This is a genomic window from Microbispora sp. CA-135349 (assembly GCF_050947365.1).
Classification (GTDB): Bacteria; Actinomycetota; Actinomycetes; order Streptosporangiales; family Streptosporangiaceae; genus Microbispora.
Map to the genome: position 1 here is coordinate 2,138,182 of NZ_CP192001.1, position 25,593 is coordinate 2,163,774.

A 25,593-nucleotide genomic window follows, 5' to 3' on the forward strand; every position below is an offset into this window, starting at 1 on the left:
TCCGCGCCGCGTCCGCGCCGCCCGGGTGGGCCGGTGACGCACACCGCACGGGTGCGGCACCGGCCCGGGGGCGTCAGCGGCCGACGGCGCGCAGGGCGTCGACGATGCCCCTGCCGTAGAAGCCGTTGCCGGACGGGCCGCCCTCACAGGTGTGCGTGGTGGTCACGGTGGAGCCGCTCGGCAGGATGCGGGTGTAGGTGAACGCGGGCGGGTTCGGGCAGGCGGCCCCGGTGGCCGTGCCCTCGAGGATCGCCTCCACCTTGTCGGGGTCCAGCGTCAGGCCGCCGTGGGCACGGTCGTGCTTGCCGTACCTGCTGACGATCAGCGCCGCGACGCCGGCCGCCCGGGGAGAGGCCATCGAGGTGCCCTGCAGGTACTGGTAGTAGCCGCAGACGGAGCCCTTGCAGTCCTTCACGACGTAGTCGACGGTGGGGTCGCCGTTCTCGTCGATCTCGCCGTTGGCGACGGCGAGCGCCTTGGGGTACGCCGCCAGCGTGGCCTTCGTGAGGTCCCTCGTGTTGCCGGGGGTGTCGTAGACGTCGCCACCGGGGGAGGCCACGTCGACGTAGCCGTCGCCGTAGCTGGAGTAGTAGGCCTTCCGTTTGCTGATGCCGGTCGAGGAGACCGAGATCACGTGCTCGGCCTCACTCGGCAGCGAGACGCAGGACGAGGGGATGGTCCGGGACCTGGCGGCCTGGCCGGGGACACCGGCGAAGTCGGGGCTGGCGGTGTCGACGTTCGTCTTGGTGTAGTCGATCGCCTCGTTGCCGGCCGCGCTGACGACCGTCACACCGTGCGCGTGCGCGTAGTCGATCGCGCGCTGGGTGGCGGCGACGTACAGCCGCTGCTGGGCCTGCTCCTCCGGGCTGTCGGCCGGGTTGTCGGCGCAGTTGAACAGCCACGGGTCGACGTAGTAGCTCATGTTGACCACGTCGACGCCGATGTCGCCCGCGTAGGTGAGGGCGTCGACGGTGGGCTGGAGGAAGAAGTAGCCCGAGTCCTGGCCGGCCCGCAGGTTGACGATCGTCACCTTGGGAGCGACGCCCGAGACGCCCAGCTTGTTGACGGGCGAGGCGATCGACGAGGCGACGTGGGTGCCGTGGCCGTTCTCGTCCACGTCGTTCGGGTCGGTGCAGGAGCCGTCGGGGTCGCTCTCACAGGGGCCGTCGATCTCGGTGCCGTTGGCGTCCGCCGGCAGGTCGACGGTGAAGTTGCGGCTCAGCCTCCGGTCGAAGTTCGGCGCGATGTCGGGGTGCGAGCCGTCGACGCCGGTGTCGAGGATGCCGACGAGGACGCCCTTGTCCCCCTGCTCGAACCTGTGGGCCTGGTCCGCGTGGATCTGCTTCATGTCCCACTGCAGGCCGGCCAGCGGCTCGTCCTTGACGTTGCGTCCCCATCTGAGGGGTCCGCCGCCCCGGCCCTCCTTCTCCACGGCGTGGTTCTTGGCGGCCCGCGCCACGGCCTTCTTCGCGGCGGCGGACGCCTTGGCGGCGTCGGGCGTGCTGCCGATCGACTGGTTTCGGGCGACCCCTTCGACGGCCGCCGCGCTGTGGAGGGCGTTGACGAAGTCGGCGTTGGTCGTGCCGACCGTGGCCAGCCCGACCTCGGTGTTCACCGTGAGCACGCTGCCGCCCGCCGCTTCGATCGCCTTCCGGGCGTCCGCCGCGGTCGCGCCTTCCTTGTACAGAACCACGTATTCGGTCTGGGCCGCCGGTTCGGCCTGCGCCGGTGCGGCAAGCGTTGCCGCCACCGTCGCCGCGGTCGCGGCGACTACTGTCAAGCGCTTCACATCCACCTCCGTGTGGACTTCAGGGGCGCTGACCATGCTTGAAGATTCCAACGCCCTGTCAACGGTCCGTGACAGATCGCGACCAACGTGTGACATGACGTCGAGAGAGGTGACCCGGTCGGTCCTGAAGCGTCCCGGAGAACGGCGGTGGCCGAATTTAGTAGGAAGTCCTAGTATTTTCTCGAAGAGTGAGATCCGGGGAGGGTGCATGGAGCCGGAGGCGACGAGCGCCGAGGTGAGCGCGGCGGCGATCGAGGCGGGGCGGGCCCGTTGGCAGGCGCGGTACGACGCCGCGTTCAAGCGGGACCGCGAGTTCCGGACGCTGTCGGGGCTGGAGGTTGACCCCGTCTACGGGCCGCCCGGAAACGACCCCGGCTTCGAGCGCATCGGCTGGCCGGGCGAGTTCCCCTTCACCCGTGGCCTGTACGCCACCGGGTACCGCGGCCGTCCCTGGACCATCCGGCAGTTCGCCGGGTTCGGCAACGCCACGCAGACCAACGAGCGCTACAAGATGATCCTCGGCGCCGGGGGCGGCGGCCTGTCGGTGGCGTTCGACATGCCGACGCTGATGGGCCGCGACTCCGACGACCCCCGCTCGCTCGGGGAGGTGGGCCACTGCGGCGTGGCGATCGACTCGGCCCTCGACATGGACCTGCTGTTCGACGGCATCCCGCTCGACGAGGTGACCACGTCGATGACGATCAGCGGGCCCGCCGTGCCGATCTTCTGCATGTACGTGGTCGCGGCCGAGCGGCAGGGCGTGCCGGTGGGGAAGCTCAACGGCACGCTCCAGACGGACATCTTCAAGGAGTACATCGCGCAGAAGGAGTGGCTGTTCGCCCCCGAGCCGCACCTGCGGCTGATCGGCGACCTGATGGAGTACTGCGCCGCCGAGATCCCCGCGTACAAGCCGCTGTCGGTGTCGGGCTACCACATCCGCGAGGCGGGGGCCACGGCCGCGCAGGAGCTGGCCTTCACGCTGGCCGACGGCTTTGGCTACGTCGAGCTGGGACTGTCGCGCGGCCTCGACGTGGATGTGTTCGCGCCGGGTCTGTCGTTCTTCTTCGACGCGCACATCGACTTCTTCGAGGAGATCGCGAAGTTCCGCGCCGCCCGGCGGATCTGGGCCCGCTGGATGCGCGACGTGTACGGCGCGCGCACCGAGAAGGCGCAGTGGCTGCGCTTCCACACCCAGACGGCGGGGGTGTCGCTGACCGCGCAGCAGCCGGACAACAACATCGTCCGCACCGCGATCGAGGCGCTGGCGGCCGTGCTCGGCGGCACCAACTCGCTGCACACCAACGCGCTGGACGAGGTGCTAGCGCTGCCGTCGGAGAAGGCCGCCGAGATCGCCCTGCGCACCCAGCAGGTGATCATGGAGGAGACGGAGGTCGTCAACGTCGTCGACCCGCTGGGCGGCTCCTGGTACGTCGAGGCGCTGACCGACCGCCTGGAGGCCGAGGCGGAGAAGATCTTCGCGAGGATCCGGGAGATGGGCGGCGACGGCACGATGACCGCCGGCATCCTGCGCGGCATCGAGGACGGCTGGTTCATGTCGGAGATCGCCGAGTCGGCCTTCGACTACCAGCGCAAGCTGGAGAAGGGCGACAAGCGGATCGTCGGCGTGAACTGCCACACCGGGACCGTGGAGCAGCCGCTGGAGATCCTGCGGATCAGCCACGAGGTCGAGGCCGAGCAGCGCAGGGTGCTGGCCGAGCGGCGCGCGGCACGGGACCAGGGGGCCGTCGACGCGGCGCTGGCCGCCCTGCGGGCCGCGTCCAAGGGCGACGACAACATGATCCCGCCCATGCTGGAGGCCGTCAGGGCCGAGGCCACCCTGGGCGAGATCTGCGACGTGCTGCGCGAGGAGTGGGGCACCTACGCCGAGCCCGCCGCCTTCTGACCGCGTCCCATCCGCCGCGCCTCCGGCTCGGTGGCGCGGCTTGGGTGCGGTGCGGCCCGAGCCGCGAGCCCGGATCACCATGTCGGCTCGGCGTCATCCGCTGACATACGCATCGGCGTCTGACGGCGACCCACCGGCCTGACGCGCGGGTGGCCGCGGAGGCGAGACGTCAGGCGGAGGCGAGGGCGGCGATGCGGTCGAGGAGGGATTCCAGCGTCTTGTCGTCGGTGGCCGGGGCCATCACCGTCACCCGCAGGTGGCGTACGCCGCCGAGCTCGGCCGAGGTCAGGTGGAAGGAGCCCTCCTCCAGCAGGGTCTCGCGGATGACGGCCTGGTCGCCGTCGCCGTACCGGAAGCAGACGATGTTGCTCTCCGGCTCGTACGGGCAGTGGAAGCCGGGCCGTTCGCGGGCCAGTTCCCAGAAGCGGTGCGCGGTGGCGTACCGCCGCGCCACGTGCTCGCCGAGCCCCCGCTCGCCCCGCCAGGCCAGGTTGAGGAAGATCTTGAGCCCGAGCGCGGCCTTGCTGCACTCCACGGTCCTGCCGATCAGGTCGAACCCCTGGTCGCCGTAGAACAGGTAGCTGGCCCGCTGCCGGAACGCGGCGTCCAGGTCGCCCTCACGCCGTACGAGCACGGCGGCCGCGAGGCCGGAGGTGCGCAACATCTTGTGGGCATCCCAGATGACCGAGTCCGCCAGTTCGACGCCGTCGAGCAGGTGCCGGTGCTCCTCACTGAGCAGCGCCGACGCTCCGTGCGCGCCGTCGACGTGGAACCACAGCCCGTGCTCGGCGCAGAACTCGCCGATCGGCCGCAGGTCGTCGTACAGGCCGGTGCCGGTGGCACAGGCGGCCGCGACCAGGGCCATCGGCCGGCGACCGGCCCGCCGGGCACGGTCGAGCCCCTCGGGCAGCCGGGCCACGTCGATCCTGCCCAGGTCGTCCACGTCGAGCGGCACGACCGCGCGCTCGCCGAGGCCGAGGATCGCCGCCGCCCGGCTGATCGAGTAGTGCGCCGACGGCGGTGCGAGGAGGGCGAGATCCCCGGGCACGCCCTCGGTCCACGCGTCCGGCGCGGCGGCGGCCCGCGCGGCCAGCAGCGCGGTCAGGTTGGCCAGCGACCCGCCGTGGGTGAGCACGCCGCCGCCCTCGGGAAAGCCGACCGTGCCGAGCATCCAGCGCAGCACCTCGAACTCGACCGTCGCCGCCGCGGCCCCCATCTCGTAGACCGCCATGGGGTTGTTGATCGCGCCGTGGACGAAGTCGGCCAGCGCGGCGGGGAAGTCGGGCGCGGCCGTCTGATGCGCGAGGTAGGCCGGGTGGTGCAGCCGCGTGCCCTCCGCGAGATAGGCGCCGAGCCACTCCCGGTAGGCGTCCGGGGTCATGCCGCCCTCCCGGATCCAGCGGGCGAGCCCGAGCCGTCCGGCCAGCTCCGCGGGAGGCCTGCGGCGGATCACCGGCGCCGCCCCGTCCTGGCTCTCCCGCACGTACGCGGCGAGCTCGCGCACGGTCACCTCGGCGGCGTGGACGAACTCGTCGATGTCCCAGATTTGATCCGGTTCCGTGACATTGGGCGCCATGTGATCCGGTCCGGTGGGATTGGGCCCCGTGGGATTGGGCCGCAGGTGGTTCGAGGTCATGCCGGAATGATGCCGGTATCGGGCGTCTGTCCGCTCAGCCCACCCAATTGCCCGCTCTGCACGCCCAACCGACGGCACACAGGCCCGTGAGCGCCGGACCGGAGCCGATTTTCCGTGCCGAGCGCAGGACCGCAGGGCCCGGCCGGCTGAAGAGCCGCGCTCCGGCGAACCGGTGGCGCCGGTCTCACACGCCCACGGTTCCGTCGACGCCCTCGCGCAGGAAGTCGGCGTGTCCGTTGTGCCGGGCGTACTCATGGATCATGTGGAGCATCACCAGCCGCAGCGACACCTCCTCGCCCCAGCGGGGCGCGTAGACGGTGACGTCGAGCGACTCGGCCGCACGCTCAATGCGGCGGGAGTGCTCGACCTCCGCCTGCCAGGCCGCGAACGCCTCCGCGCGGGTCGCCCCGGTCGCGTCGTACGCGACCTGGTAGTCGCCCTCCTCCGACCAGACCAGCGGCACGTCCTCCTCGCCGATCACCCGGCGGAACCAGGCACGCTCGACCTCGGCCATGTGCCTGACCAGGCCGAGCAGCGAGAGCGTCGACGGCGGCATCGACCTGCGGCGCAGCTCCTCGTCCGAGAGCCCGTCGCACTTCAGCGCGAGCGTCGCCCGGTGGTAGTCGAGAAACGCGCGCAGCATCTCGCGCTCACCGGCGATGCTCGGCGGACCGATGCGTTCCACTGCCATGCCCTGCCTCTTTCATGTGGCGATCGTGCCGTTTCACCCTACGGCGAGCCGCCGAGGCGGCCCGATCGCGAACGTACGTGGCGGGATCGCACGGATCACGCCGGCGCGTACGGCAGGATTGGGGGTATGGCAGCGGAGTTCTCTCGACCTGGATCGCTCTACGGCGCCGTGGACCTCGGCGCGCGCAAGCAGGCACTCGAGGCGCAGGCGCGGCGTGAGGCCGCCGGACCGTCAGGAGCAGCCTCGGCGGAGGTCATCGAGGTGACCTCGGCCACCTTCAACGCCGACGTGGTGGAGCGCTCTTTGAGCGTTCCCGTAATCGTCGAGGCGACGGTGACCAGGGCCGAGCAGGTCCGGCAGTTCAGCGGCGTGATGGAGAAGCTGGCCGCGGAGGCGGCGGGCGCGTGGGTGCTGGCCAGGGTGGACGTGGAGGCCGACCCGCAGCTCGCCCAGGCGCTGCGGATGCGCGCGGTGCCCACCGTCTACCTGGCCTTCCAGGGGCAGCTCATGCCCCTGTTCGAGGGCCCGCTGCCGGAGGCGCAGCTCCGGCAGGCGTTGTCGCAGGTGTTCGAGCAGCTCGGCGTGGAGCAGGTGGCGCCGGCCGAGGGGGAGCCCGCCGAGCCGCCGGTCGACCCCGAGCTCCTGGCGGCCGAGCAGGCCGTGGAGAAGGGCGACCTGGACGCCGCGGCCGCGGCCTACCAGCGCCTGCTGGCGAGGTCGCCGTCCGACGAGATCGCGAAGATCGGCCTGGCTGGAGTCGGGCTGCTGCGGCGCACGCAGGACCTCGACCCGGCCGACGTGCTGCGCCGGGCCGCGGAGAACACCGACGACGTGGACGTGCAGACCCAGGCCGCCGACCTGGAGATGGTCAACGGCCAGGTGGACGAGGCCTTCGACCGGCTCGTCGCGCTGGTGCGGCGCACCAGGGGCGCCGACAGGGACAAGGCGCGGGTCCACCTGCTGGGGCTGTTCGACGCGCTGCCCGCCGACGACGACTCGGTGACGCGCGCCCGCAGGGCTCTGGCCAGCGCGCTTTTCTGACCGGCTCCGGCCCGCGCCCGCCCGGCCCGCGCCCGCCCGGCCCGCGCCCGCCCGGCCCGCGCCCGCCCGGCCCCGCCGGGGCGGCGGCGCGCGGGCCCGGCACGGCGCGTGATGCGAGGAACACGGGTCCGGGCTGAAACACCCTGCTGGTGGTGGCACGATGGATACCACCCATGAGCCGTCCAGCCGGATGCACGAGCGTGGCAGCCACGCGGAGGCCGCGCCTCACTGGAGCAGCCGGGCGAGCACGGCCAGGCATCATCCCGCAAAGGAGCGGATAGACGTGGCCACCGTGCCCAGCGTGTCCTACTCGATCACCGTGCGCCTCGAGGTGCCCGCAGGGGGCAAGGCGGTCAGCCTGCTCACCCACGCGGTGGAGAACGCGGGCGGCGTGGTGACCGCCCTCGACGTGACCAACGCGGGTCACGAGAAACTCCGCATCGACGTGACGTGCGCCGCCAAGGACGCCGACCACGTGCAGGCGATCGTGGACAGTCTCGGCGCGGTCGAGGGCGTCGCGATCCACAAGGTCTCCGACCGGACCTTCCTCATGCACCTCGGCGGCAAGATCGAGATGCAGTCGAAGGTCCCCCTGCGCAACCGCGACGAGCTGTCGATGGCGTACACCCCCGGCGTGGCGCGGGTCAGCCTGGCGATCGCGCGCAACCCCGAGGACGCCCGCCGCCTCACGATCAAGAGGAACTCCGTCGCCGTCGTCACCGACGGCTCGGCCGTCCTCGGCCTCGGCAACATCGGCCCCGCCGCCGCGCTTCCGGTGATGGAGGGCAAGGCCGCCCTGTTCAAGCGGTTCGCCGGCATCGACGCCTGGCCCATCTGCCTCGACACGCAGGACGTGGACGAGATCGTCGCGACCGTGCGGGCCATCGCGCCGGGCTTCGGCGGCATCAACCTGGAGGACATCTCGGCGCCGCGCTGCTTCGAGGTGGAGCGCCGGCTGCGTGAGCTGCTCGACATCCCGGTCTTCCACGACGACCAGCACGGCACCGCCATCTGCGTGCTCGCCGCGCTGACCAACGCGCTGAAAGTGGTCGGCAAGGAGCTTTCCGAGGTGCGGATCGCGCTGGCCGGCGCCGGTGCGGCCGGCACCGCCGTCCTGCGCCTGCTGCTGGCGGCCGGGGCGAGGAACGTCGTCGTCTGCGACTACCACGGGGCGGTGCACCTCGGACGCGACGACCTCGACGACTCGCTGCGGTGGATCGCCGAGCACACCAACAAGGAGGGGTACGGCGGCGACCTGCGCGGCGCGGTCAAGGGCGCCGACGTCTTCGTCGGCGTCTCCGCGCCGGGGATCCTCACCGGGGACGACGTCGCCGCCATGGCGAAGGACGCGGTGGTGTTCGCGCTGGCCAACCCCGAGCCGGAGGTCTCTCCCGACGACGCCCGCGAGCACGCGGCGGTCGTGGCCACGGGCCGGTCGGACTACCCCAACCAGATCAACAACGTGCTGGCGTTCCCGGGCGTGTTCCGCGGCCTGCTCGACGCCCAGGCGGACGGCGTCACGCAGGAGATGCTCCTCGCGGCGGCCCGCGCGCTGGCGGCCGTGGTGACGAGCGAGGAGCTCGGCCCCAACTACATCATCCCCAGCGTCTTCCACCCCGACGTCGCCAACGCGGTGGCGGCGGCCGTACGGGAGTCGGCCGGGGGCAGGCCGCGCGGCTTCACCGAGGCGTAGCGGAGCCGGCCACCTCGGCCGAAGCCGGTCGCCGCAAGGATTCCGCCGGTCCGCTCACCAGCGGAATCTCCGCGGGTCCCGGTCGGCGTCCTCGCCTTCCCCCGCGCTCTCCGGAGGCTGTCGCCAGCTCTCGCACCGTGATTCCTTCACCACCGTAAGTGATATGGCGCGGCAAACCGGGGTCGGCGTACCCGAATCCGCGATCCTCCCTCATGATGGGATGTATGGCGGAAGCGATCTACGTCGGCGGGTTGCTTGTAGCGACGCCACTGCTCGACGACCCCAACTTCCGGCGTAGCGTGGTGCTCGTCCTGGAGCACGACGAGGACGGCGGCACTTTGGGCGTAGTGCTCAACAGACCCAGCGAGATCGCCGTGACCCAGGTCTTACCCTCCTGGGACGCCCTGGTCACGGGTCCTCCGGTGCTGTTCGAGGGCGGGCCGGTGCAGACGGACAGCGCGCTCGCACTGGCCGTCGTGCTCAGCGGCGAGGAGCCGCTGGGCTGGCGCCGGCTGCAGGGCAGGGCCGCGGTCTCACGCCTCGGCACGGTGGACCTCGACGCGCCCCCGGAGATCCTGGCGGGGGAGATCTCCCAGATGCGGATCTTCGCGGGCTACGCGGGCTGGACCGCGGGACAGCTCGACAACGAGCTCCAGGAGGGCGCCTGGTACGTCGTGGACGCCGATCCGGGGGACACCTTCCATCCGGACCCGGCCACGCTCTGGCGCACCGTGCTGCGCAGGCAGAAGGGGGATCTCGCGCTCGTCGCGACCTTCCCGGACGACCCCCTGCTCAACTGATCCCCCCGGCAACCCCGCCGGGACCGCGCGGAGGCATGCGGAGGCACGCGGAGGCCGGGCGCGGGTAACGCGCCCGGCCGTGGTGACACGCCGCGTCTCAGCTCGCGGTGCAGCTCACCGCCGGCACCGAGTTGGTGCCGTTCCAGGAGCCGAGGAACCCGAACGAGGCGGACGCTCCGGCGCCGAGGCCGCCGTTGTAGCTCACGTTCTTGGCGGTGATCGACGAGCCGCTCGACGTCACCGTGGCGTTCCACGTCTGGGTGATCGTCTGGCCGTTGGCGTACGTCCAGGTCACGGTCCAGCCGGAGATGGCGCTGGAGCCGGCCTTGACGGTCACCTCGCCCTGGAAGCCGCCGCCCCACTGGTTGGTGACCTTGTAGGTCGCGGAGCAGCCCTTGGCGCCGCCACTGGGGGACGGGCTCGGGGACGGGCTCGCGCTCGGCGAGGCGCTGGGAGAGGCGCTGGGGGAGACGGATGGACTGGCCGACGGGCTCACCTGCGGGCCGCTGTAGATCGTCGCCTCCTTGGCGGTCGACTTGATGCCGTTGGCGCCGTTGAAGAGCCGCTGGCCCCACGAGGTGAGCTGGCCGACGTTGAAGTTGGTCACCTGGTCCAGGTATTCGACGCCGCCGCCGTTGCCGCTCCACGACCAGCCGAGGTAGCCGACGCCACGCGACTGGGCCTGCGACATGATCGTGTCCTCGTCGGGGTCGCCGTCGGAGTGCATGTTGCCGAACTCGCCGATCACCAGCGGCAGACCGGCGGTCTGGAACGCCTGGAGGTAGCCGGTGACCTCGGCGGCCGTGTCGAAGACGCCGTACATGTGGATCGAGAAGACGGTGTTCTTCTGGGGGTCGCTGTCGAAGACGGAGGCGGCGTTGTCGCGCATGACGAACTGCCAGTCCTGGCCCCAGTTGGGCGCGTCGACCATCAGCAGGTGCTGGAATCCGGCGGCCCGCATTCTGCCGATCGCGCTCTTGGTCGCGCTGGTCCAGCCGGCCGGGCTGTTGTTGCCGTACGGCTCGTTGCCGATGTTGATGACGACGTAGTTCTCCTGGCCGGTCAGCACGCTCTTGAGGCCGACCCAGTAGTCGACCGCCTGGTCGAGCGTGTACGCGCCACTCTGCTCGCCGTAGCCGGTCGTATCGTGGTTCTCGAGCACGCAGATTAACCGGTTCTGCTTGCACAACGCGATGACGTTGGAGACGTCGCTCGCCGAGTTGGCCGTCCACCGGCCGCCGCTCAGCACGACGCGGACGGTGTTCGCACCCAGGGACTTGATGTTCGCGAACGAGCTCGTCTGGCTCGGATACCAGGTGTGGGCGTGGCTGGTGCCCCGCATGATGAACGGATTTCCGTTGGCTTCGAGGATCTTCGTGCCGCTGACGTGGAGTCCGGTGGCGGCCTGCGCGTTCTGGGTCATCGCGATCACTGACATCAGGAGGGCGAGAAGGGCCGCGCCCGCGGCGATGAGACGTGTTTTCATTCTGTACCTCGGCTGGGGGATCGGCGCCGGTGGGAGCGCCGAACGCACCATAGGCGGGGAGGCTCGGGGCCGTACAGGAGACGGCTCCGGCGCGGTCATCGGCGGGCACGCCTCCACTGAACCGGTTCTGCTGTGCGAGCCATCGGACCAGCGCGATCTTCCCTTCGGAGCGCTCGCCGGAGACCTGAAACACCGATGAAACGTTCACCTGCCGTCACGGTGGTGCCACGGTAGGGCGGGTGGTCTGTAGGGTCGGCTGCCGTGTCCGAATTCGATGTGGCCGGCGTCGGTGCGCCGGGGTCCGTGCCGCCCGATATCGCCATACCCGCGCTGGATGGGGCGCCCTCGGGCGCCGTACGGTTCGCCGGTGGTGTGCCGGTCGCCCTGGCGGCGCCAGGCGCGGGGCTGGCGTCGTTGCCCGCGGGCCTCGGCGACATGACCACGCTGCGTCACATCGACCTGGACGGGAACGCGCTCGCGGCGGTGCCGGGCTGGATCGGGCGCCTGGAGCGACTGCGCGTCCTGCTGCTCTACGGCAACCGGATCGCGGCCCTCCCGCCCGAGCTGGGCCGTCTCGTCTCGCTGGAACACCTCAGCGTGGGGCGCAACGCGCTGACCGCGGTGCCGGACGCGCTGTGGCGGCTGACCCGGCTGCGGTCGCTCAACCTGGCGGAGAACGAGATCGCGGACCTTCCTGCCGGCCTGGCCCGGCTCCGCGAGCTGCGCATGCTCGACCTGGGACACAACCGGCTCCGCGAGGTGCCCGCGGAGATCGGGGACCTGCCCTGCCTCACCGACTATCTCTACCTGAGCGACAACGGGCTCACCTCGGTGCCCGCCTCGCTGGGGCGTCTCAAGGGGCTCGGCTATCTCAACCTCGCGGAGAACCGGCTGACCGCGCTGCCCGCGTCGATCGGCGGCATGACCGGCCTGCACGAGTTGCGCGTCCACGACAACCGGCTGACCGCGCTGCCGGAGACGATCGGCCGCCTGACCGGGCTGCGCGAGCTGCATCTCAAGAACAACCGTCTCACCGCGCTGCCCGAGCCGATCGGGAGCCTGAGCGCGCTGCGCCATCTGGACCTGCGCGGCAACCCGCTGGAACGGCTGCCCGGCTCCGTCGTCCGCCTGACGGAGCTGACCCACCTCGACCTGCGGGCGACCCGCCTCACCTCGCTGCCCGACGGGCTGGCCGAACTGCCGCGGCTGGAGAAGCTCGACCTGCGCTGGGTCAAGTTCGACGAGGCTCCCGCCTGCGTCCGGCCGCTGCGTGAGCGCGGGTGCGTCGTCCTGCTGTAGGGCGGTGCAGGTGGTGCACCGCTTGGGCCCGGCCCGCAGCGAGGACGAGGCGTCAGCTCACGGCGGAGGCCGGCCCGGCCGCGCCGGAGGAGCGTACGGGCAGGTCCCAGCCGGGCCGCAGGGAGCGCTCGGCCAGCGTGAGCAGGCTCTCGTATCGCCGCGCGAGACCGCTCAGATCCTCCGTGGGCTCGTTCATGCAGAGCAGGCCGATGCCGACGAAGACCGACACGACGAACTGGGAGTGCAGGTCGTCGGGTGCCGTGCCCATCCTGCGGGCCATCTCGGCGACCAGCCTGCGCTCGTTCTCCCTGATTAGCCGCATGGCGCCGGCGAGCAGGGGCGGAGTGGTGTGGACGAGCCGCTGGGCCTTGCGGATCCTGCCCGCCTCGGCGTCGTCGAGCTCTCGTAGGATGCCCAGCATGGCGCGCATCGACTGACTCAACGCCGTGAACGGCGACTCCGACGGCGGCCGTGAAACCAGTTCGGCGAGGAACATCTCCTGCTCATCGGCCGTCAGGGAGAGTGCCACGTCCTCTTTGGACGCGAAGTAGCGGAAGAACGTCCTGGGAGAGACCTCCACCTCGGCCGCGATCTGGTCGATCGTCGTCGCCTCGTACCCCCTGGAGAGGAAGAGGTCGAGAGCCGCGTCGATCAGGGCGTCCCGCGTCCGCTGCTTCTTGCGTTCGCGCAGACCCACGGCGGTCACCTCCTCGAAACTGTCGGTTCACAAACCCTCAATTGTCACCGTATGTCGGATAAAAGGATTTGTCATCTGTCATCGACTGACATAAATTACTGCAGTCGACTCAGTGTTGCTAAGGGGGAACCTCCATGACTCAAGCCGTATCGGCGGTGGACGCCGACGCGCCTCCAGGACGGGGCCAGGGCCATCCGTGGCTCACGCTGCTCGCCGTCTCGCTCGGCGTCATCATGGTCATGCTCGACGGCACGGTCGTGGCGATCGCGAACCCGGTCATCCAGGTCGAACTCAAGGCGACACTGGCCGACCTGCAGTGGGTGACCAGCGGTTACCTGCTCGCGCTGGCGGTCTTCCTGATCACCGCCGGCAAGCTCGGCGACCTCTTCGGGCACAAGCGGGTCTTCCTCATCGGCGTCGCCGGCTTCGCGCTGACCTCGCTCGCCATCGGCCTGTCGTCCTCGATCGGCGTGCTGATCGCGCTGCGCGTGCTGCAGGGACTTTTCGGCGCGCTGCTGCAGCCCGCCGCGCTGGCGTTGCTCCGGTCGGCGTTCCCCGGTGAGAAGCTGAACATGGCCATGGGCGCCTGGGGTGCGATCATCGGTCTGTCGAGTGCGGGCGGCCCGATCGTCGGCGGCCTGCTCGTGGAGAACGTGAGCTGGCAGTCGGTGTTCTTCATCAACGTGCCGGTCGGCGTGGTGGCTCTGGTGTTCGGGCTGTGGGCGCTGCGGGAGAGCAAGGCCAAGACGCTGTCCAAGGTCGACTGGCTCGGCGTCGTGCTGCTGTCCGGCGCGATGTTCGCCCTGGTGTGGGCCATCATCAAGGCTCCCGAGTGGGGCTGGGGCGACGCCAAGACGCTCGGCTTCCTCGTCGCCGCCGTGGTCGTCGGGGGCGCGTTCCTGTTCTGGCAGTCGAAGGCGAGCGAGCCGCTGCTGCCGCTGAGCCTGTTCCGCAACGCCTCGGTCTCGATCGGGACCGTCCTCATGATCCTCATGTCGTTCGCGATGTTCGGCGCGATGTTCTTCCTCACGTTCTTCTTCCAGGGCGTGCACGGGCTCACGCCGCTCGACTCCGGCCTGCGGATGCTTCCCATGAGCGCCGGAATGATCGTCGCCTCGCCCATCGCGGGCGTCCTCATCGGCAAGCTCGGCCCGAAGATCACCATCGCGGGCGGCATGGTGATCGCCGCCATCGCCATGTTCCTCATGTCGCGGCTCACCGTCGACGCGGCCTTCGCCGACACCGCGATCCCGTTCGTGCTGCTCGCGTTCGGCCTGTCGCCGGTGTTCGTCGGCGCCACGGAGATCATCGTGGGCAACGCGCCCGAGGAGCTGAGCGGCGTCGCGGGCGGTGTGCAGAACTCCGCCATGCAGGTCGGCGGCGCGCTCGGCACCGCCATCCTGGGCGCGGTCGTGTCCGCCAAGGTGGCCGACGTGCTGCCGGGCTACCTCGGCCCGGTGGCGCAGGCCGTCAAGCCCGCGGAGATGGAGGGGCTGAAGGCCCTGGCGTCGGTGGGCCAGGCCCCGCCCGGGCTCCCGGCCCAGGTGGCCAAGACGGTCGCCGACGCGGCGCACCTGTCCTTCATGGACGGCCTGCAGCTCGGCTTCGTCGTGAGCACGGCGGTCGGTCTCGTCGCGGCGGCCCTGGCCCTGTTCGTCAAGGCCGGCCGCAAGACCGAGGGCGCCCCGGTCCACATGGGCTGACGTCCGTTCCCTTATGTACGGCTCCCGCCATCCCGGCGGGAGCCGTACGCGCGTCCGGGCCTGGGGCGCCCGCTCGCTCAGTAGACTTGGTGTCCGTGAGCGGCACGAAGATTCTTCCCGAGAGCGACGTAACACCCCGGCTCTCGCACGGCGACGGTGACCACGAGCGCTTCTCGCACTTCGCCGACAAGAACAAGATCACCGAGAGCTACGTCACCGGCGCGCCGGTGCGGGCCCTGTGCGGCAAGGTCTGGGTGCCCAGCCGCGACCCGAAGAAGTATCCGGTCTGTCCGGAGTGCAAGGAGATCTACGAGGGGCTGCCCAAGGGCGAACCGTCCGGCGATTGACTTCCTCCCCCGCCTCCTAAAGGCGGGGGATTCCCGCCCTCACGGGCTGGGCTTCCTGTTTCACAGCCGACCGCCGAAGGGAGGACCCTTGTGGACTTACGTCAGCTCCACAGGCGGACACCGCTCGACCAGCGGCCAGGATGTTCTTCGCGGCGTTCACGTCCCGGTCGTGCCGGGTACCGCAGGACGGGCACTGCCACGTCCGAGTGCCGAGCGAGAGCTGAGCGAGCAGGTGCCCGCACGCACTGCACGTCTTCGAGCTGGGATACCAGCGGTCGATCACGACCAGGCGCCGCCCGTATCGCTGGGTTTTGTATTCGAGCTGGCGGCGGAACTCACCCCACCCGCAATCGGAGATCGCCCGTGCCAGGGACCGGTTGCGGACCATGCCTTTGATGTTGAGGTCTTCGATCACGATCATGTCGTGGTCGCGGACCAGCCGCGTGCTGGTGCGGTGTAGGAAGTCGGCGCGGGCGTCCCGCACCTTGGTGTGGGCGCGGGCGACCTTCGCCTTGGCCTTGGCCCGGTTCGCGCTGCCGCGCTGCTTGCGGGCCATGCGCCGCTGGTAGCGGGCCAGGTTGCGCGCCTTGCGTTCCAGATGGCGCGGGTTGGGGATCTTCTCACCGGTGGACAGGACGACGAAGTCGCTCACGCCGAGGTCGATCCCTGCTTCATTGCCGGTGGACGGCAGCGGCTCAGGATCGGCGTCGGCCTCCACGGCCAGGGAGGCGTACCAGCGGCCGTCGCTGTCGTGGGAGACGGTCACCGTCGTCGGGGTGATCACGGCCGGGTCGACCTCCGGCCAGGACCACACGAACTCCAGCGGGCCGTCCATCTTCGCCAGGTGCAGCCGCCCGTCCCGCCGGCGGAACGCCGACCGGGTGTAGGTCGCGCACTGGCGACCGTGCCGGGACTTGAACCTGGGGTATTTGGCGCGGCCGGCGAAGAAGTTCGCGAACGCCGTGTGCTGGTGCCGCAATGCCTGCTGCAGCGGAACGCTGGAGACCTCGTACAGGAAGGCGTGGCCGCCGTCGCGTTTCAGCTCGGTCAGATACCGGTCGATTCCTCCCGGCCCTGAAGGACCGGGCTTCCTCCGGAGGTCTCGGTGAGTGTCGATACGGGATCATCGCGTCCCCTGCGGTTAGGGTCAGCCTTCTGACCAGCCGTATCGGGGGAACGAATGGTTCGGCGACCCATCGCCGTCTTCCTTGCATGCCTTCACGCGCTGGGCGGCGCCTGCGCCGCCCCGGCGTCCGCCGCCTCCCGGGCGACCGGTGGTCTCACCGGTGCCGGGCTGCGCGGATCGCCGGCCTCCCGCCCGGACACCTGCCTCACCCGCCACGCCGCCGCGCAGCGCCGGCACGGCGTGGGCGTGCTGAGCCATGCGCTGACTCATGGGCTGGAGCCGCGTGAGCCGGGGCCGGACGAGGTCGCCCGCATGTCGGCCGACCTGGCCCACAGGCTCGGCACGCCGTCGCCGGGAAACACGGCGCAGCCGGGAAGAGATACCGCGCAGCCGGGAGGCACGGCACGGCCGGGAAACACCGCGCAGCCGGGAAGAGGCACCGCGCAGGCAGGGGACGGTTCGCGGCCGGGGAGCGGCACGAACGGCGCGAGGAGCGCTCCCGGGGCGATCGAGCGGATCACCGTGCCGGTGTGGGTGCACATCATCAAAGACCACGCGCTCGGCCTGCCCGACGCCGCCGTCTCCCGGCAGATCGCCGTACTCAACACCGCCTACTCCGGCGGGTACGGCGGGGCCGACACCGGCGTGCGCTTCACGCTCAAGGGCATCACCCACACCGACAACCGGAGCTGGTTTCGCGACCCTCTCGGCTTCGAGGAGCCGATGAAGAAGAAGCTGCGGGCCGGCGGTCCCGAGACGCTCAACCTGTACATCGCGCAGCTGAGCCGGCTCGTGCTCGGCTACTCCACCTACCCGTACTGGTACGACGACGAGCCCGTGCTGGACGGCGTGGTGATCGACTGGCGGAGCGTCCCCGGCGGGCCGCTGCGCGACTTCGCCAGAGGCTTCACGGCCGTGCACGAGATCGGCCACTGGTTCGGCCTGCTGCACACCTTCGAGAACGGCTGCAAGGCTCCGGGCGACTCGGTGGACGACACTCCCGCCGAGGCGTACCCGACGAACGGCTGCCCCTCGAAGAAGGACACCTGTCCCGCCCCGGGCGGCGACCCGATCCACAACTTCATGGACTACGCCCAGGACCGCTGCATGCGCGAGTTCACCGCGGGCCAGGGCGTACGCATCCACGAGATGTGGAACGCCTACCGCCGCCCGGCGCCGGAGGGGGCCGGCGCGGGCTTGCAGAAGGCCGCCGCGAACCCCGAGGAGGTCGCGCCGCCGCCTCAGATCGCCGCCGCGGACGGCTCCGTGCCGAGCCTCGCCGCCCAAGGGCATGACGAGCCGACCGGCCAGATGCCGGCCGGCGGACCACAGGGTGACGAAAGATCGGCAGGAGGCTTGAGCCGATGAGGAACCGGCGGGGAGACGCGGTGTGATGACGAATCGGCCGTGAGCCGTTGACGTGGCGGCGCGGGTGTGAGTAACTCCACAGCAGCGTTCATGGTCACCAAGCCCCGCGCCCGGCCCTGAGCGCGAGTCACTCGCCGGTTCCGTCCCACGCGCGCCCGGCCAGGCCGCCCGGGGAGGCTTCGTGGATGACCAGTGGATGCGCCGGGTCTGGCCCCCCGCCGAGGAGGAGTCCCCGCCGTCCAAGGAGGGCCCCACCCGCCCGTACGGTGCCCCGGAAGGGTCGTCGCGGTCGTCCACGCCGTCCGCATCTCCGCAGTGGCCCACACGCCCGTACGGCGGACGGGAGGCGGGCCGGGACTCCGACGACGAGGAAAGTTTCACCCGTGCCTACCGCCTGCCCGGCGGCGATGTGGCGAAGGAGAGACCGGCGCGTCCCGATTCCGGGGCAGGCTTCACGACCCGTCCGTATCACCTGCCGGATCTGGGCGAGGCGAGGCAGGGGTCCTCGCCTCCCTCGGAGCGGCCCGAGCGGGCTGGTGGCGCCGGAGACAGCTTCACCCGTGCGTATCACCTGCCCCGCGACGTGTCCGAGGGGTCGGCGGGCTCCGAATCCGAAGGCGGCTTCACGACCCGTCCCTACCACATGCCGGATCTGGGCGAGGCGGGCCGGGAGGCGAGACGCTCACCGGAGCGGCCCGACTCGACGGGTGGTGCCGGGGACGGCTTCACCGGTGTGTATCGCCTGCCGGGCGATGGGGTGGAGGGATCGGCGCGTTCCCAGCCTGGGGGCGGGTTGACCCCGCCATACGGCGCGCCGGTCTCGGAGCGGCGCTCGGCGGACCGTCCGGTCTGGCCCTCTCTGGGACTGGAGTCCCCGGAGCCCGAGGAGGACCTGCCCCCCTCTGGTAGGCGTTATCGCGCGCCCGACACGCCGCCCCGCCGGATGCCGCGCTGGTTGCAGCGCCTCCTCGTCGGCGGTCTCGCGCTGGTCTGTTCGGCCGCCGTCATCGGCGCGGTCGTGGTCACGGTCCTGCACCGGGCCGAGACCGTGCCTCCCACGGTGATCCACGATCAGATCGCCGGCGTCGCCTACACGCTGCCGCACGAGTGGCGGGAGGGCGTGGTCGCGCCCGTGACCGGCTTCACCTCCGTCGCCGCGCGGGGGGACAGCGCCACGGTCATGGCGCGGCCCGGCGAGCGGGTGGACCCGCCCAATTTGCGCTCGGCCGTCATCGACCTGAGCGACCTCTACACGCAACTGCTGCTGCACGGCGACAAGGTCGAGGTGCTCGACGACCACGCGGTGACCGTCGGCGGACGGCCGGGACACACGCGTGCCGTACGGGCCGAGTACACGGACGTGGTGAACGAACCCGCCTTCATGCGGGTGACCCTGCTGACCAGGCCGGACGGCGGCAGCACGGTCCTGCTCGGGCTGGCCCATCCCGACGATCCCCGGTCGCGCGCCGAGATCGAGGGCCTGATGTGGGGAGCCCGCTGAACTCGCCGTAAAACCGGCCGCACATCCGTACGACGGCCCCCCGCTGATGTCCGGAAATAGCCGTCTGTCCGTCCCCGTTGGGGTCTTCGTCGGGATATAGCCGTTAACCATGAGTTCGGTCGGCATATCCGTTTACCCATCTGTCGTGAATGCCCGCTTGAATGTCCATATAGGAGCGTTGATCTGCACTCCGATGCATGCCTGGGGAATAAGAGGAGATAGCGGGATTGTCGGAGCGGCTTTGAGGTAGGCGTAACATCTGTTTGCCGATATCCAATAAGTGGCTCGCTGCCCGCGTTTCCCCTGACAGGTATCTTCAATGTCGCATCGCACGAAAGCGCGGTGACCCGGAAAGACCAATTCTCTCACCATGGGGGGAAATCAAATTGATTTCTCGTAGGAGCAGCTCGGCCTCTGGTTCGCGTGGCGCCGGTCGCCTGCTGATGTGGTCCGCCGCGGCGGCGGTGACCTGCGCGACCGTGGGGCTGTCGGGCGTCGTCGCGGCGAGCGCCACCACCGCGACGGCGAAGGCCGCCCCGACCGGCCAGGTTGCCACTGGCCAGATGGGAGGCGGGGGGCGGTCGTACACGCCTTACCCGCGCCTCGACTCGACCAATGTCATCACGGCCTTCGGCGTTGGCGCCGCCGCCATCACGCCAACCGCCTCCGAGACCTTCACCGGGTCGGCGCGCAGGGGGCACGTGTGGGTCCACGACGGCACCAACTGGGTCGACCTCACGACGGCGTTCCCGGCGGGGTATTACTACGACATCAGCGTGGCTCCGGCACCGAGCGCGGCCTTCGCCGCCGCCGGCGGAGTGCTGACGGGTGCGACCACGACCGGAACACCCGCCGGTCTGCTCAGGGTCACCGTGCGGCGGGCGGACGGCGCCATCCTTCGCACCGACTGCAGTGTCTCGTCCACAACGGGTGTGAGCACGCTGCCGCTGACCCGCAGCGACTGCAGCACCAACGCGACGCAGCTCTGATGGGCGCATCAGAGTAACCAACCAGGGCGGACAGCTCCGGAGACCGTTCGGCTCCCCGGGCTGTCCGCCCTGGTGCGTCTGAGGCACCGGCGTTTGGAATCCGTTTCATACACGCCGCGACAGATCACAAGACCTGCTTACTTAAGTGAGTTCACGTCGTTCACCGGAGGACGTTCGCTCGCGGTCCCCGGCGGACACGGACGGGGCGGAGGTGCCGCCGGTTCGACTACCAGTGTCTGCCGCACCGGCTTTCGTCATCGGGCCCGCATGCCGACCATGCAGGGTACGGCGACCAGCGGGAGCATGGGCATTGGCACTGACGCGACGACGAGTGGAGGAGGCCGTGGCGGGCGCAGCCGTGACCCCGATGTGTGCAGTGCCACACCGGTTCATTTCGGACCGGCCTGCGTGTGCGGGGCACGTCCTGTCGGTCGGGCGGGCTAGTCTGAATCCACTGTGAGGGAGCGAACCGATAGAGACACCAGTGAGCTGACGAGTTCGGGGAGGCGTCGTTGAGCGTTTCGGCCGCGTCCCACCTCTCCCCGTCCTACCCCGACAGAGCCGCCTGGGGCACCGCCCCGAAGCTGCGCGCCTGGCAGCAGCAGGCCTTCGACCTCTACTTCAGCCGTGAGCCGCGCGACTTCCTGACCGTCGCCACCCCCGGCGCCGGCAAGACGACGTACGCGCTGCGGATCGCCAGCGAGCTGCTTAGCCGTGGGGTCGTGCGCGCCATCACGATCGTCACCCCCACCGAGCACCTCAAGCGGCAGTGGGCTGACGCGGCGGCCAAGGTCGGGATCAGCATCGACCCCGAGTTCAAGAACAGCCAGGGCGCCACCTCCCGCGACTACGTCGGCGTCGCGGTCACGTACGCGCAGATCGCGATGCACCCGGCGCTGCACCGGGCCCGCACCGAGGCGCGCAAGACCCTGGTGATCTTCGACGAGATCCACCACGCCGGTGACGCCAAATCGTGGGGTGACGGCGTCCGCGAGGCGTTCGAGCCCGCGACCAGGCGGCTGGCACTGACCGGCACGCCGTTCCGGTCCGACGACAGCCCGATCCCGTTCGTCACCTACGTCGAGGACGGCGAAGGGGCGATGCGGAGCGTCTCCGACTACTCCTACGGGTACGGCCCGGCCCTGGCCGACAACGTCGTCCGCCCGGTCATCTTCCTGGCGTACTCGGGCGAGATGAAGTGGCGCACGCGGGCGGGCGACGAGATCGCCGCCACGCTCGGCACGCCGCTGACCAAGGACCAGCTCTCGCAGGCGTGGCGGGCCGCTCTCGATCCGAAGGGCGACTGGATCCGCCAGGTCATCCACGCGGCCGACAGGCGCCTCACCGAGGTGCGGCGGGGCGTGCCCGACGCGGGCGGCCTGGTCATCGCCTCCGACCACGAGGCGGCCCGCGCCTACGCCCGGCACATCAGGGCGGTGACCGGCGAGGGCGCCGAGGTGGTGCTCTCCGACGACCCGGGCGCGTCCAAGAAGATCAAAGACTTCGGCACCTCCGACCGGCGCTGGCTGGTCGCGGTCCGGATGGTCTCCGAGGGCGTGGACATCCCCCGGCTGTGTGTCGGGGTCTACGCCACGAGCACCTCGACCCCGCTGTTCTTCGCCCAGGCCGTCGGGCGTTTCGTCCGCGCCCGCAAACGCGGCGAGACCGCGTCGGTCTTCCTGCCCTCGGTGCCCGTCCTCATGGGCCTCGCGGGCGAGATGGAGGAAGAGCGCGACCACGTGCTGGGCCGCCGCCGCGACGAGGACGGCCTCGACGACCTGCTGCTGGAGCAGGCACAGCAGGAGAAGAAGCAGCCCGACGCGCTCGGCGACGAGCTGCCCTTCCAGACGCTGGAGGCGTCGGCGACCTTCGACCGGGTGCTGTTCGACGGCGGCGAGTTCGGCACCGCCGCCGCCCCCGGCTCGCCGGAGGAGGAGGACTTCATCGGCCTGCCCGGCCTGCTGGAGCCCGACCAGGTGGCCTCACTGCTGCGCAAGCGCCAGGCCGACCAGCAGGCGGCCAAGCGCAAGACCAAGAAGAGCGAGGAGCAGGCCCCGGCCCTCGCGCCGCACGAGCAGCTCGCCGAGCTCCGCAAGGAGCTCAACGGTCTCGTCGGCGCGTGGAACCACCGCACCGGCCAGCCGCACGGCGTCATCCACGCCGAGCTGCGCCGGGCCTGTGGCGGCCCCGCTATCGCCCAGGCCACCGCCGAGCAGGTCCGCGAGCGCATCGCGATGATCCGCAAGTGGGCCACCCAGCGCAGGTGACGCATCAAGGCCCTCGGTTCGCCACCTGACCGGGACAGCGAACCGAGGGCCGCAGGTGGGGCTTCGTCAGACGGAGCGTTGCGCGGGGTTGCCGTCGATCTCTGCCTCGGAGAGTTTCCGCAGGTCAGTCGGCCGTGTCGTGGCGGACAGGGAGTCCAACCGGTCCAGGACCAGTTTGAACATCGCGGCGTTGGTCGCCGCCATGGTGTCCATCTGGCGGCTGACCGTGTTGACCTGTTCGGTCAAGGTGGACACTCGCTCTCCTAGGCCGTCCACCCGCTCGGTGAGTCCGTCGACTCGGGTGGTGAGGCCGTCCATTCGGTCTGTGAGGGTGTCGACGCGTTCGCTGAGTCCGTCGACTCGGGTGGTGAGGCCGTCCATTCGGACTGTGAGGGTGTCGACGCGTTCGCTGAGTCCGTCGACTCGGGTGGTGAGGCCGTCCATCCGGTCTGTCAGGGTGTCGACCCGGGTGGTGAGGCCGTCCACGCGTTCGGTGAGGCCCTCAACTTGGGTGCTAAGGCCGTCGACGCGTTCGCTGAGTCCGTCGATGCGCCGATCCAAACGGCCGATCTCGCTGTCGATGCGGTCAAATCGGACGGTGACGACCGTCATCTGCCTCTTGAGAACGCTGACGTCGGCCCTGGTCTCCTCGGCTATCTGCTCGACTCGTATCAGGCGATCGCTCATCGCATCGAGTTTGTCCCAATTCGGCTGCAGCGCGTCGTACGCGTGTGCTGCTGCCTGCTTGAAGCAATTGACGCTCAGTTTCTCCAATTCATGCTCCAGGCGCTCGACGCGTACTCTGAGTGTCGTCACGTTCAGTCCTCCGGGGCTGCTCGAAGCGTAGCCGAGGCTCGCTGGGGAAGTGGGACCGCTGCGGGTGTGCGGAGGTCATTGCTATCAGCTCGGCGGCCGTCGGGATGAGAATGTTCAAGGCGGATTTGCTGAGGTTCCGTCAGCAGGGTGAGGATATTTCGCTACCGGTGTGACGAATATTCACCGGGCTCCGCGTGTTCTGTGCGTCATGTCCGCATTTCCCGCGATTCATGAACGGCTCATTCTCAACCTCGCCACGGGGTGCGCTTGCCGCAACCGATTGGCGGCCGGTGTCTTCCGTGAGGTCTCCTGTCATCCGAAAGCGCCTCCTGGGCGGTAGTCATCGCCGTAGACGACGAGACGGAGATGATCGATGGACGACGGGTTCGCCGAATATGTGGCACAGCGGCATCTGCGGCTGTGCCGGATGGCGTATCTCCTCGCCCGGGACTGGGGCACGGCCGAGGACCTGGTGCAGACCGCGTTGGCGAAGGCATGGGTCGCCTGGCGGCGGATCGAGGGCAATCCCGATCCCTACGTCTATCGGATCATCGTGAACACCCACGCCTCGTGGTGGCGCAGGCGCTGGCGCGGGGAGATCCCGGCCGAGACGATCCCCGAAGCGGCCGATCCGCGTGACGCGGCCACGGAGGTGGCCGATCAGGCCGCGCTGTGGAGCGCGATCGGCGCGCTCTCCCCGCGGCAGCGCGCGGTGATCGTCCTGCACTACTACGAAGGACGGACGCTCGCCCAGGTCGCCGACATCGTCGGCTGCTCACTGGGAGCGGTGAAGACCCAGCTCAGCCGGGCCCTCGGCCGTCTTCGCGTCGATCCGGACATTCAGACCATGACCATGGGGAGGGCCCAGCGATGAGGCACACCGAGAGCGACCTGCGCACACTGCTGGACGAGCACGGCCGGGAACGCGCCGGCCGGGAACCGGTCGCCACTCTCGACGCGATCGTCCGGCGGGGCCGCCGCATGCGCCGTACGCGGCGGGCCGTGACGGCCGGAGCCGCGGTGACCTTCGCCGTCGCCGCGGTAGCGCTGGGGAACGGCCTGCTGACCGGCCCACCCCGAGCGGACCGAACGACGGCCGCCGCGCAACCCACCGATTCCGCCCAGCCCGCGCACTGGCCGAAGCTCCCCGACAGGTTTCCCGTGATGTTGGGAGCCGAGAAGTTCGACCTTCGCCCGATCTACGCAGGGCGGTTCGAGAAGGTGGGCGCCGGGCAGACGCTGACCTTCACTCCGACCAGTTACTCCACCGGGGTCAAGGTGGCCTGCGCTGACCCGAGGGCGTGGGTCGTCGTGGAGATGCCGCTCAAGGGCGGTGAGATGGGCGGCACGACCGGACGCTGCGGGGAGTCGGCGGGCGGCGGGCACCAGGACCGGAAGTCTGCGCCGTCCGGCTGGCTGAAGAGGCCGCAGTCGATTCGAATCTGGGTCTTCCCCGGAGACGCTCCAATCCGGCAGGTGGCGTGCCGGGAGACGCCGGACACGTGCGACGAGTCCGCTCAGGGCCGGGCGTTGCGGCGCCCGGAGGTGCGCGACCAGTTGTCGGCGATGGTTGGCGAACGACCGGGCAGGTGGACCGCCGCGATCTACGACCGGGCGGGCAGGTTTTCACCCTCGCCGGACGGCGAATCCTCGACGGACGCCGACAGCCCGTTCGAAAGCGTGTCGACGCCCGCCGGCTGAGGCCGTACGGGCGATCGCCTGTCACGAGACGCGGGAGCGCAACGGGATCTTGTCGCCGGTGTGGCCGTCGATGGCCACGAAGCGGCGGTGGCGCCGGGCGACCGGGCTGAGCCGGAGGCTGAGGGAGGCAAGGCCCTGCTCCACGCGTACGGGCACGTTGCGCGCTCCTTCACGGTGGCCGTCCGCGCCCTCCTGCACCCAGATGCGCAGCCGGTGCCCGGCCTGGTGCACCGCCACCGTCGCGGTGTCGCACTGCGCGGACGACGCGGGCCAGTACACCGTGAGGCCGTGCAGGGCCCTGCCCTGGAACGACAGGCGTACGGCCTCGGGGTTGGGGATTCGGGAATCGCAGGCGGGAGGGCCGCCCTGTGCTTGTGGCTGTCTCGGCGCCGGTGACGGTGTCATGGCCGCCGCCGCTCGGGGGGTCTGGACACCCGTGGGCCGACCGGCGCCGGCGTGGGGGTCGCGTGCGGCGATCGTCTGGGCGGGAATCCGGGCGGGCGCTTCGGTGAATCCCACGACCATGGTGAGCGTCTGCAGGGCCGCCAGCGTCAACGCGCCCGTGAGGCGGACGGCGCCCCGGTGACCGCGGCCGAAGAGCAGCCAGACGCAGACCGGGGTCAGGACGAGCCAGCTGAGGCCGAGCAGGAACGCGAACATCGGGACCGCCAATCCGCGAAGAGTCGTCGCTCTGAGTAATACACCCATGACTCTACGCGGTGAAGGCGTTGACATCCGGT

The 25,593-nt window shown here is 70.4% G+C and carries 21 protein-coding genes; 13 read left to right on the forward strand and 8 right to left on the reverse strand.

What is annotated here, in order from left to right:
* Positions 1-73 precede the first annotated feature (73 nt).
* Positions 74-1,789 (reverse strand): S8 family serine peptidase, encoded by a 1,716-nt coding sequence (locus ACQPZZ_RS10240; RefSeq protein WP_432931064.1) that lies wholly within the window; start codon positions 1,787-1,789, stop codon positions 74-76.
* Between the two features lie 208 nt (positions 1,790-1,997).
* Here ACQPZZ_RS10240 and ACQPZZ_RS10245 point away from each other — a divergent pair, with 208 nt between their 5' ends.
* Positions 1,998-3,692, forward strand: a complete 1,695-nt coding sequence (locus tag ACQPZZ_RS10245; RefSeq protein ID WP_432931066.1) for an acyl-CoA mutase large subunit family protein — start codon at positions 1,998-2,000, stop codon at positions 3,690-3,692.
* A gap of 169 nt (positions 3,693-3,861) precedes the next feature.
* Here the strand turns inward: ACQPZZ_RS10245 and ACQPZZ_RS10250 are convergent, their stop codons facing one another.
* Positions 3,862-5,328, reverse strand: a complete 1,467-nt coding sequence (locus ACQPZZ_RS10250) for a pyridoxal phosphate-dependent decarboxylase family protein (RefSeq protein ID WP_432931068.1) — start codon at positions 5,326-5,328, stop codon at positions 3,862-3,864.
* A gap of 184 nt (positions 5,329-5,512) precedes the next feature.
* The gene (locus ACQPZZ_RS10255; protein ID WP_432931070.1) at positions 5,513-6,019 is read right to left on the reverse strand and encodes a DinB family protein; all 507 of its coding nucleotides are present in this window, start codon (positions 6,017-6,019) and stop codon (positions 5,513-5,515) included.
* A 126-nt stretch (positions 6,020-6,145) separates the two neighbouring features.
* Between ACQPZZ_RS10255 and ACQPZZ_RS10260 the strand changes: the two genes are divergently transcribed.
* From ACQPZZ_RS10260 to ACQPZZ_RS10270, 3 genes are all read left to right on the forward strand, one after another.
* Positions 6,146-7,060 (forward strand): tetratricopeptide repeat protein, encoded by a 915-nt coding sequence (locus ACQPZZ_RS10260; RefSeq protein ID WP_363644331.1) that lies wholly within the window; start codon positions 6,146-6,148, stop codon positions 7,058-7,060.
* Positions 7,061-7,343: 283 nt separating this feature from the next.
* Complete coding sequence (locus tag ACQPZZ_RS10265; protein ID WP_432934326.1) at positions 7,344-8,753, forward strand: NAD-dependent malic enzyme; 1,410 nt, start codon at positions 7,344-7,346, stop codon at positions 8,751-8,753.
* Positions 8,754-8,977: 224 nt separating this feature from the next.
* On the forward strand, positions 8,978-9,553 hold the full coding sequence (locus tag ACQPZZ_RS10270; protein WP_363644329.1) for a YqgE/AlgH family protein: 576 nt from the start codon (positions 8,978-8,980) through the stop codon (positions 9,551-9,553).
* Between the two features lie 97 nt (positions 9,554-9,650).
* Here ACQPZZ_RS10270 and ACQPZZ_RS10275 read toward each other — a convergent pair whose 3' ends face one another.
* Entirely contained in the window at positions 9,651-11,039 is a 1,389-nt protein-coding gene (locus ACQPZZ_RS10275; protein WP_432931073.1) for a cellulase family glycosylhydrolase, read from the reverse strand.
* 261 nt (positions 11,040-11,300) lie between these two features.
* On the opposite strand from ACQPZZ_RS10275, the gene ACQPZZ_RS10280 reads away from it, so the two are divergent.
* On the forward strand, positions 11,301-12,338 hold the full coding sequence (locus tag ACQPZZ_RS10280) for a leucine-rich repeat domain-containing protein (protein ID WP_432931075.1): 1,038 nt from the start codon (positions 11,301-11,303) through the stop codon (positions 12,336-12,338).
* Positions 12,339-12,390: 52 nt separating this feature from the next.
* On the opposite strand, the gene ACQPZZ_RS10285 is transcribed toward ACQPZZ_RS10280, so the two are convergent.
* Positions 12,391-13,044, reverse strand: a complete 654-nt coding sequence (locus ACQPZZ_RS10285; protein ID WP_432931077.1) for a TetR family transcriptional regulator — start codon at positions 13,042-13,044, stop codon at positions 12,391-12,393.
* Between the two features lie 125 nt (positions 13,045-13,169).
* On the opposite strand from ACQPZZ_RS10285, the gene ACQPZZ_RS10290 reads away from it, so the two are divergent.
* Together ACQPZZ_RS10290 and ACQPZZ_RS10295 are read left to right on the forward strand one after the other, a co-directional pair.
* Complete coding sequence (locus tag ACQPZZ_RS10290; RefSeq protein ID WP_432931079.1) at positions 13,170-14,738, forward strand: DHA2 family efflux MFS transporter permease subunit; 1,569 nt, start codon at positions 13,170-13,172, stop codon at positions 14,736-14,738.
* 86 nt (positions 14,739-14,824) lie between these two features.
* Complete coding sequence (locus ACQPZZ_RS10295) at positions 14,825-15,085, forward strand: DUF3039 domain-containing protein (protein ID WP_363644319.1); 261 nt, start codon at positions 14,825-14,827, stop codon at positions 15,083-15,085.
* A gap of 16 nt (positions 15,086-15,101) precedes the next feature.
* On the opposite strand, the gene ACQPZZ_RS10300 is transcribed toward ACQPZZ_RS10295, so the two are convergent.
* On the reverse strand, positions 15,102-16,202 hold the full coding sequence (locus tag ACQPZZ_RS10300; protein ID WP_432934328.1) for an RNA-guided endonuclease InsQ/TnpB family protein: 1,101 nt from the start codon (positions 16,200-16,202) through the stop codon (positions 15,102-15,104).
* Between the two features lie 63 nt (positions 16,203-16,265).
* Between ACQPZZ_RS10300 and ACQPZZ_RS10305 the strand changes: the two genes are divergently transcribed.
* The 4 genes from ACQPZZ_RS10305 (at position 16,266) to ACQPZZ_RS10320 (ending at position 22,336) form a co-directional block, all read left to right on the forward strand.
* Positions 16,266-17,579, forward strand: a complete 1,314-nt coding sequence (locus ACQPZZ_RS10305; protein WP_432931081.1) for a zinc metalloprotease — start codon at positions 16,266-16,268, stop codon at positions 17,577-17,579.
* Between the two features lie 181 nt (positions 17,580-17,760).
* Positions 17,761-19,080: a hypothetical protein gene (locus ACQPZZ_RS10310; RefSeq protein WP_432931083.1), complete on the forward strand. Its 1,320-nt coding sequence runs from the start codon at positions 17,761-17,763 to the stop codon at positions 19,078-19,080.
* A 386-nt stretch (positions 19,081-19,466) separates the two neighbouring features.
* Positions 19,467-20,069, forward strand: a complete 603-nt coding sequence (locus ACQPZZ_RS10315) for a hypothetical protein (RefSeq protein WP_432931085.1) — start codon at positions 19,467-19,469, stop codon at positions 20,067-20,069.
* 512 nt (positions 20,070-20,581) lie between these two features.
* Positions 20,582-22,336 carry a DEAD/DEAH box helicase gene (locus tag ACQPZZ_RS10320; RefSeq protein WP_432931087.1) on the forward strand — a complete coding sequence of 585 codons (1,755 nt, stop codon included), beginning with the start codon at positions 20,582-20,584 and terminating at the stop codon, positions 22,334-22,336.
* A gap of 66 nt (positions 22,337-22,402) precedes the next feature.
* On the opposite strand, the gene ACQPZZ_RS10325 is transcribed toward ACQPZZ_RS10320, so the two are convergent.
* Positions 22,403-23,152: a hypothetical protein gene (locus ACQPZZ_RS10325; protein ID WP_432931089.1), complete on the reverse strand. Its 750-nt coding sequence runs from the start codon at positions 23,150-23,152 to the stop codon at positions 22,403-22,405.
* A 373-nt stretch (positions 23,153-23,525) separates the two neighbouring features.
* On the opposite strand from ACQPZZ_RS10325, the gene ACQPZZ_RS10330 reads away from it, so the two are divergent.
* On the forward strand, positions 23,526-24,026 hold the full coding sequence (locus ACQPZZ_RS10330) for a SigE family RNA polymerase sigma factor (RefSeq protein ID WP_432931091.1): 501 nt from the start codon (positions 23,526-23,528) through the stop codon (positions 24,024-24,026).
* On the forward strand, positions 24,023-24,853 hold the full coding sequence (locus tag ACQPZZ_RS10335; protein WP_432931093.1) for a hypothetical protein: 831 nt from the start codon (positions 24,023-24,025) through the stop codon (positions 24,851-24,853). The genes ACQPZZ_RS10330 and ACQPZZ_RS10335 overlap by 4 nt, the downstream gene beginning before the upstream one ends.
* 21 nt (positions 24,854-24,874) lie before the next feature.
* Here the strand turns inward: ACQPZZ_RS10335 and ACQPZZ_RS10340 are convergent, their stop codons facing one another.
* Positions 24,875-25,525: a hypothetical protein gene (locus ACQPZZ_RS10340; protein WP_432931095.1), complete on the reverse strand. Its 651-nt coding sequence runs from the start codon at positions 25,523-25,525 to the stop codon at positions 24,875-24,877.
* Between the last annotated feature and the right edge of the window lie 68 nt (positions 25,526-25,593).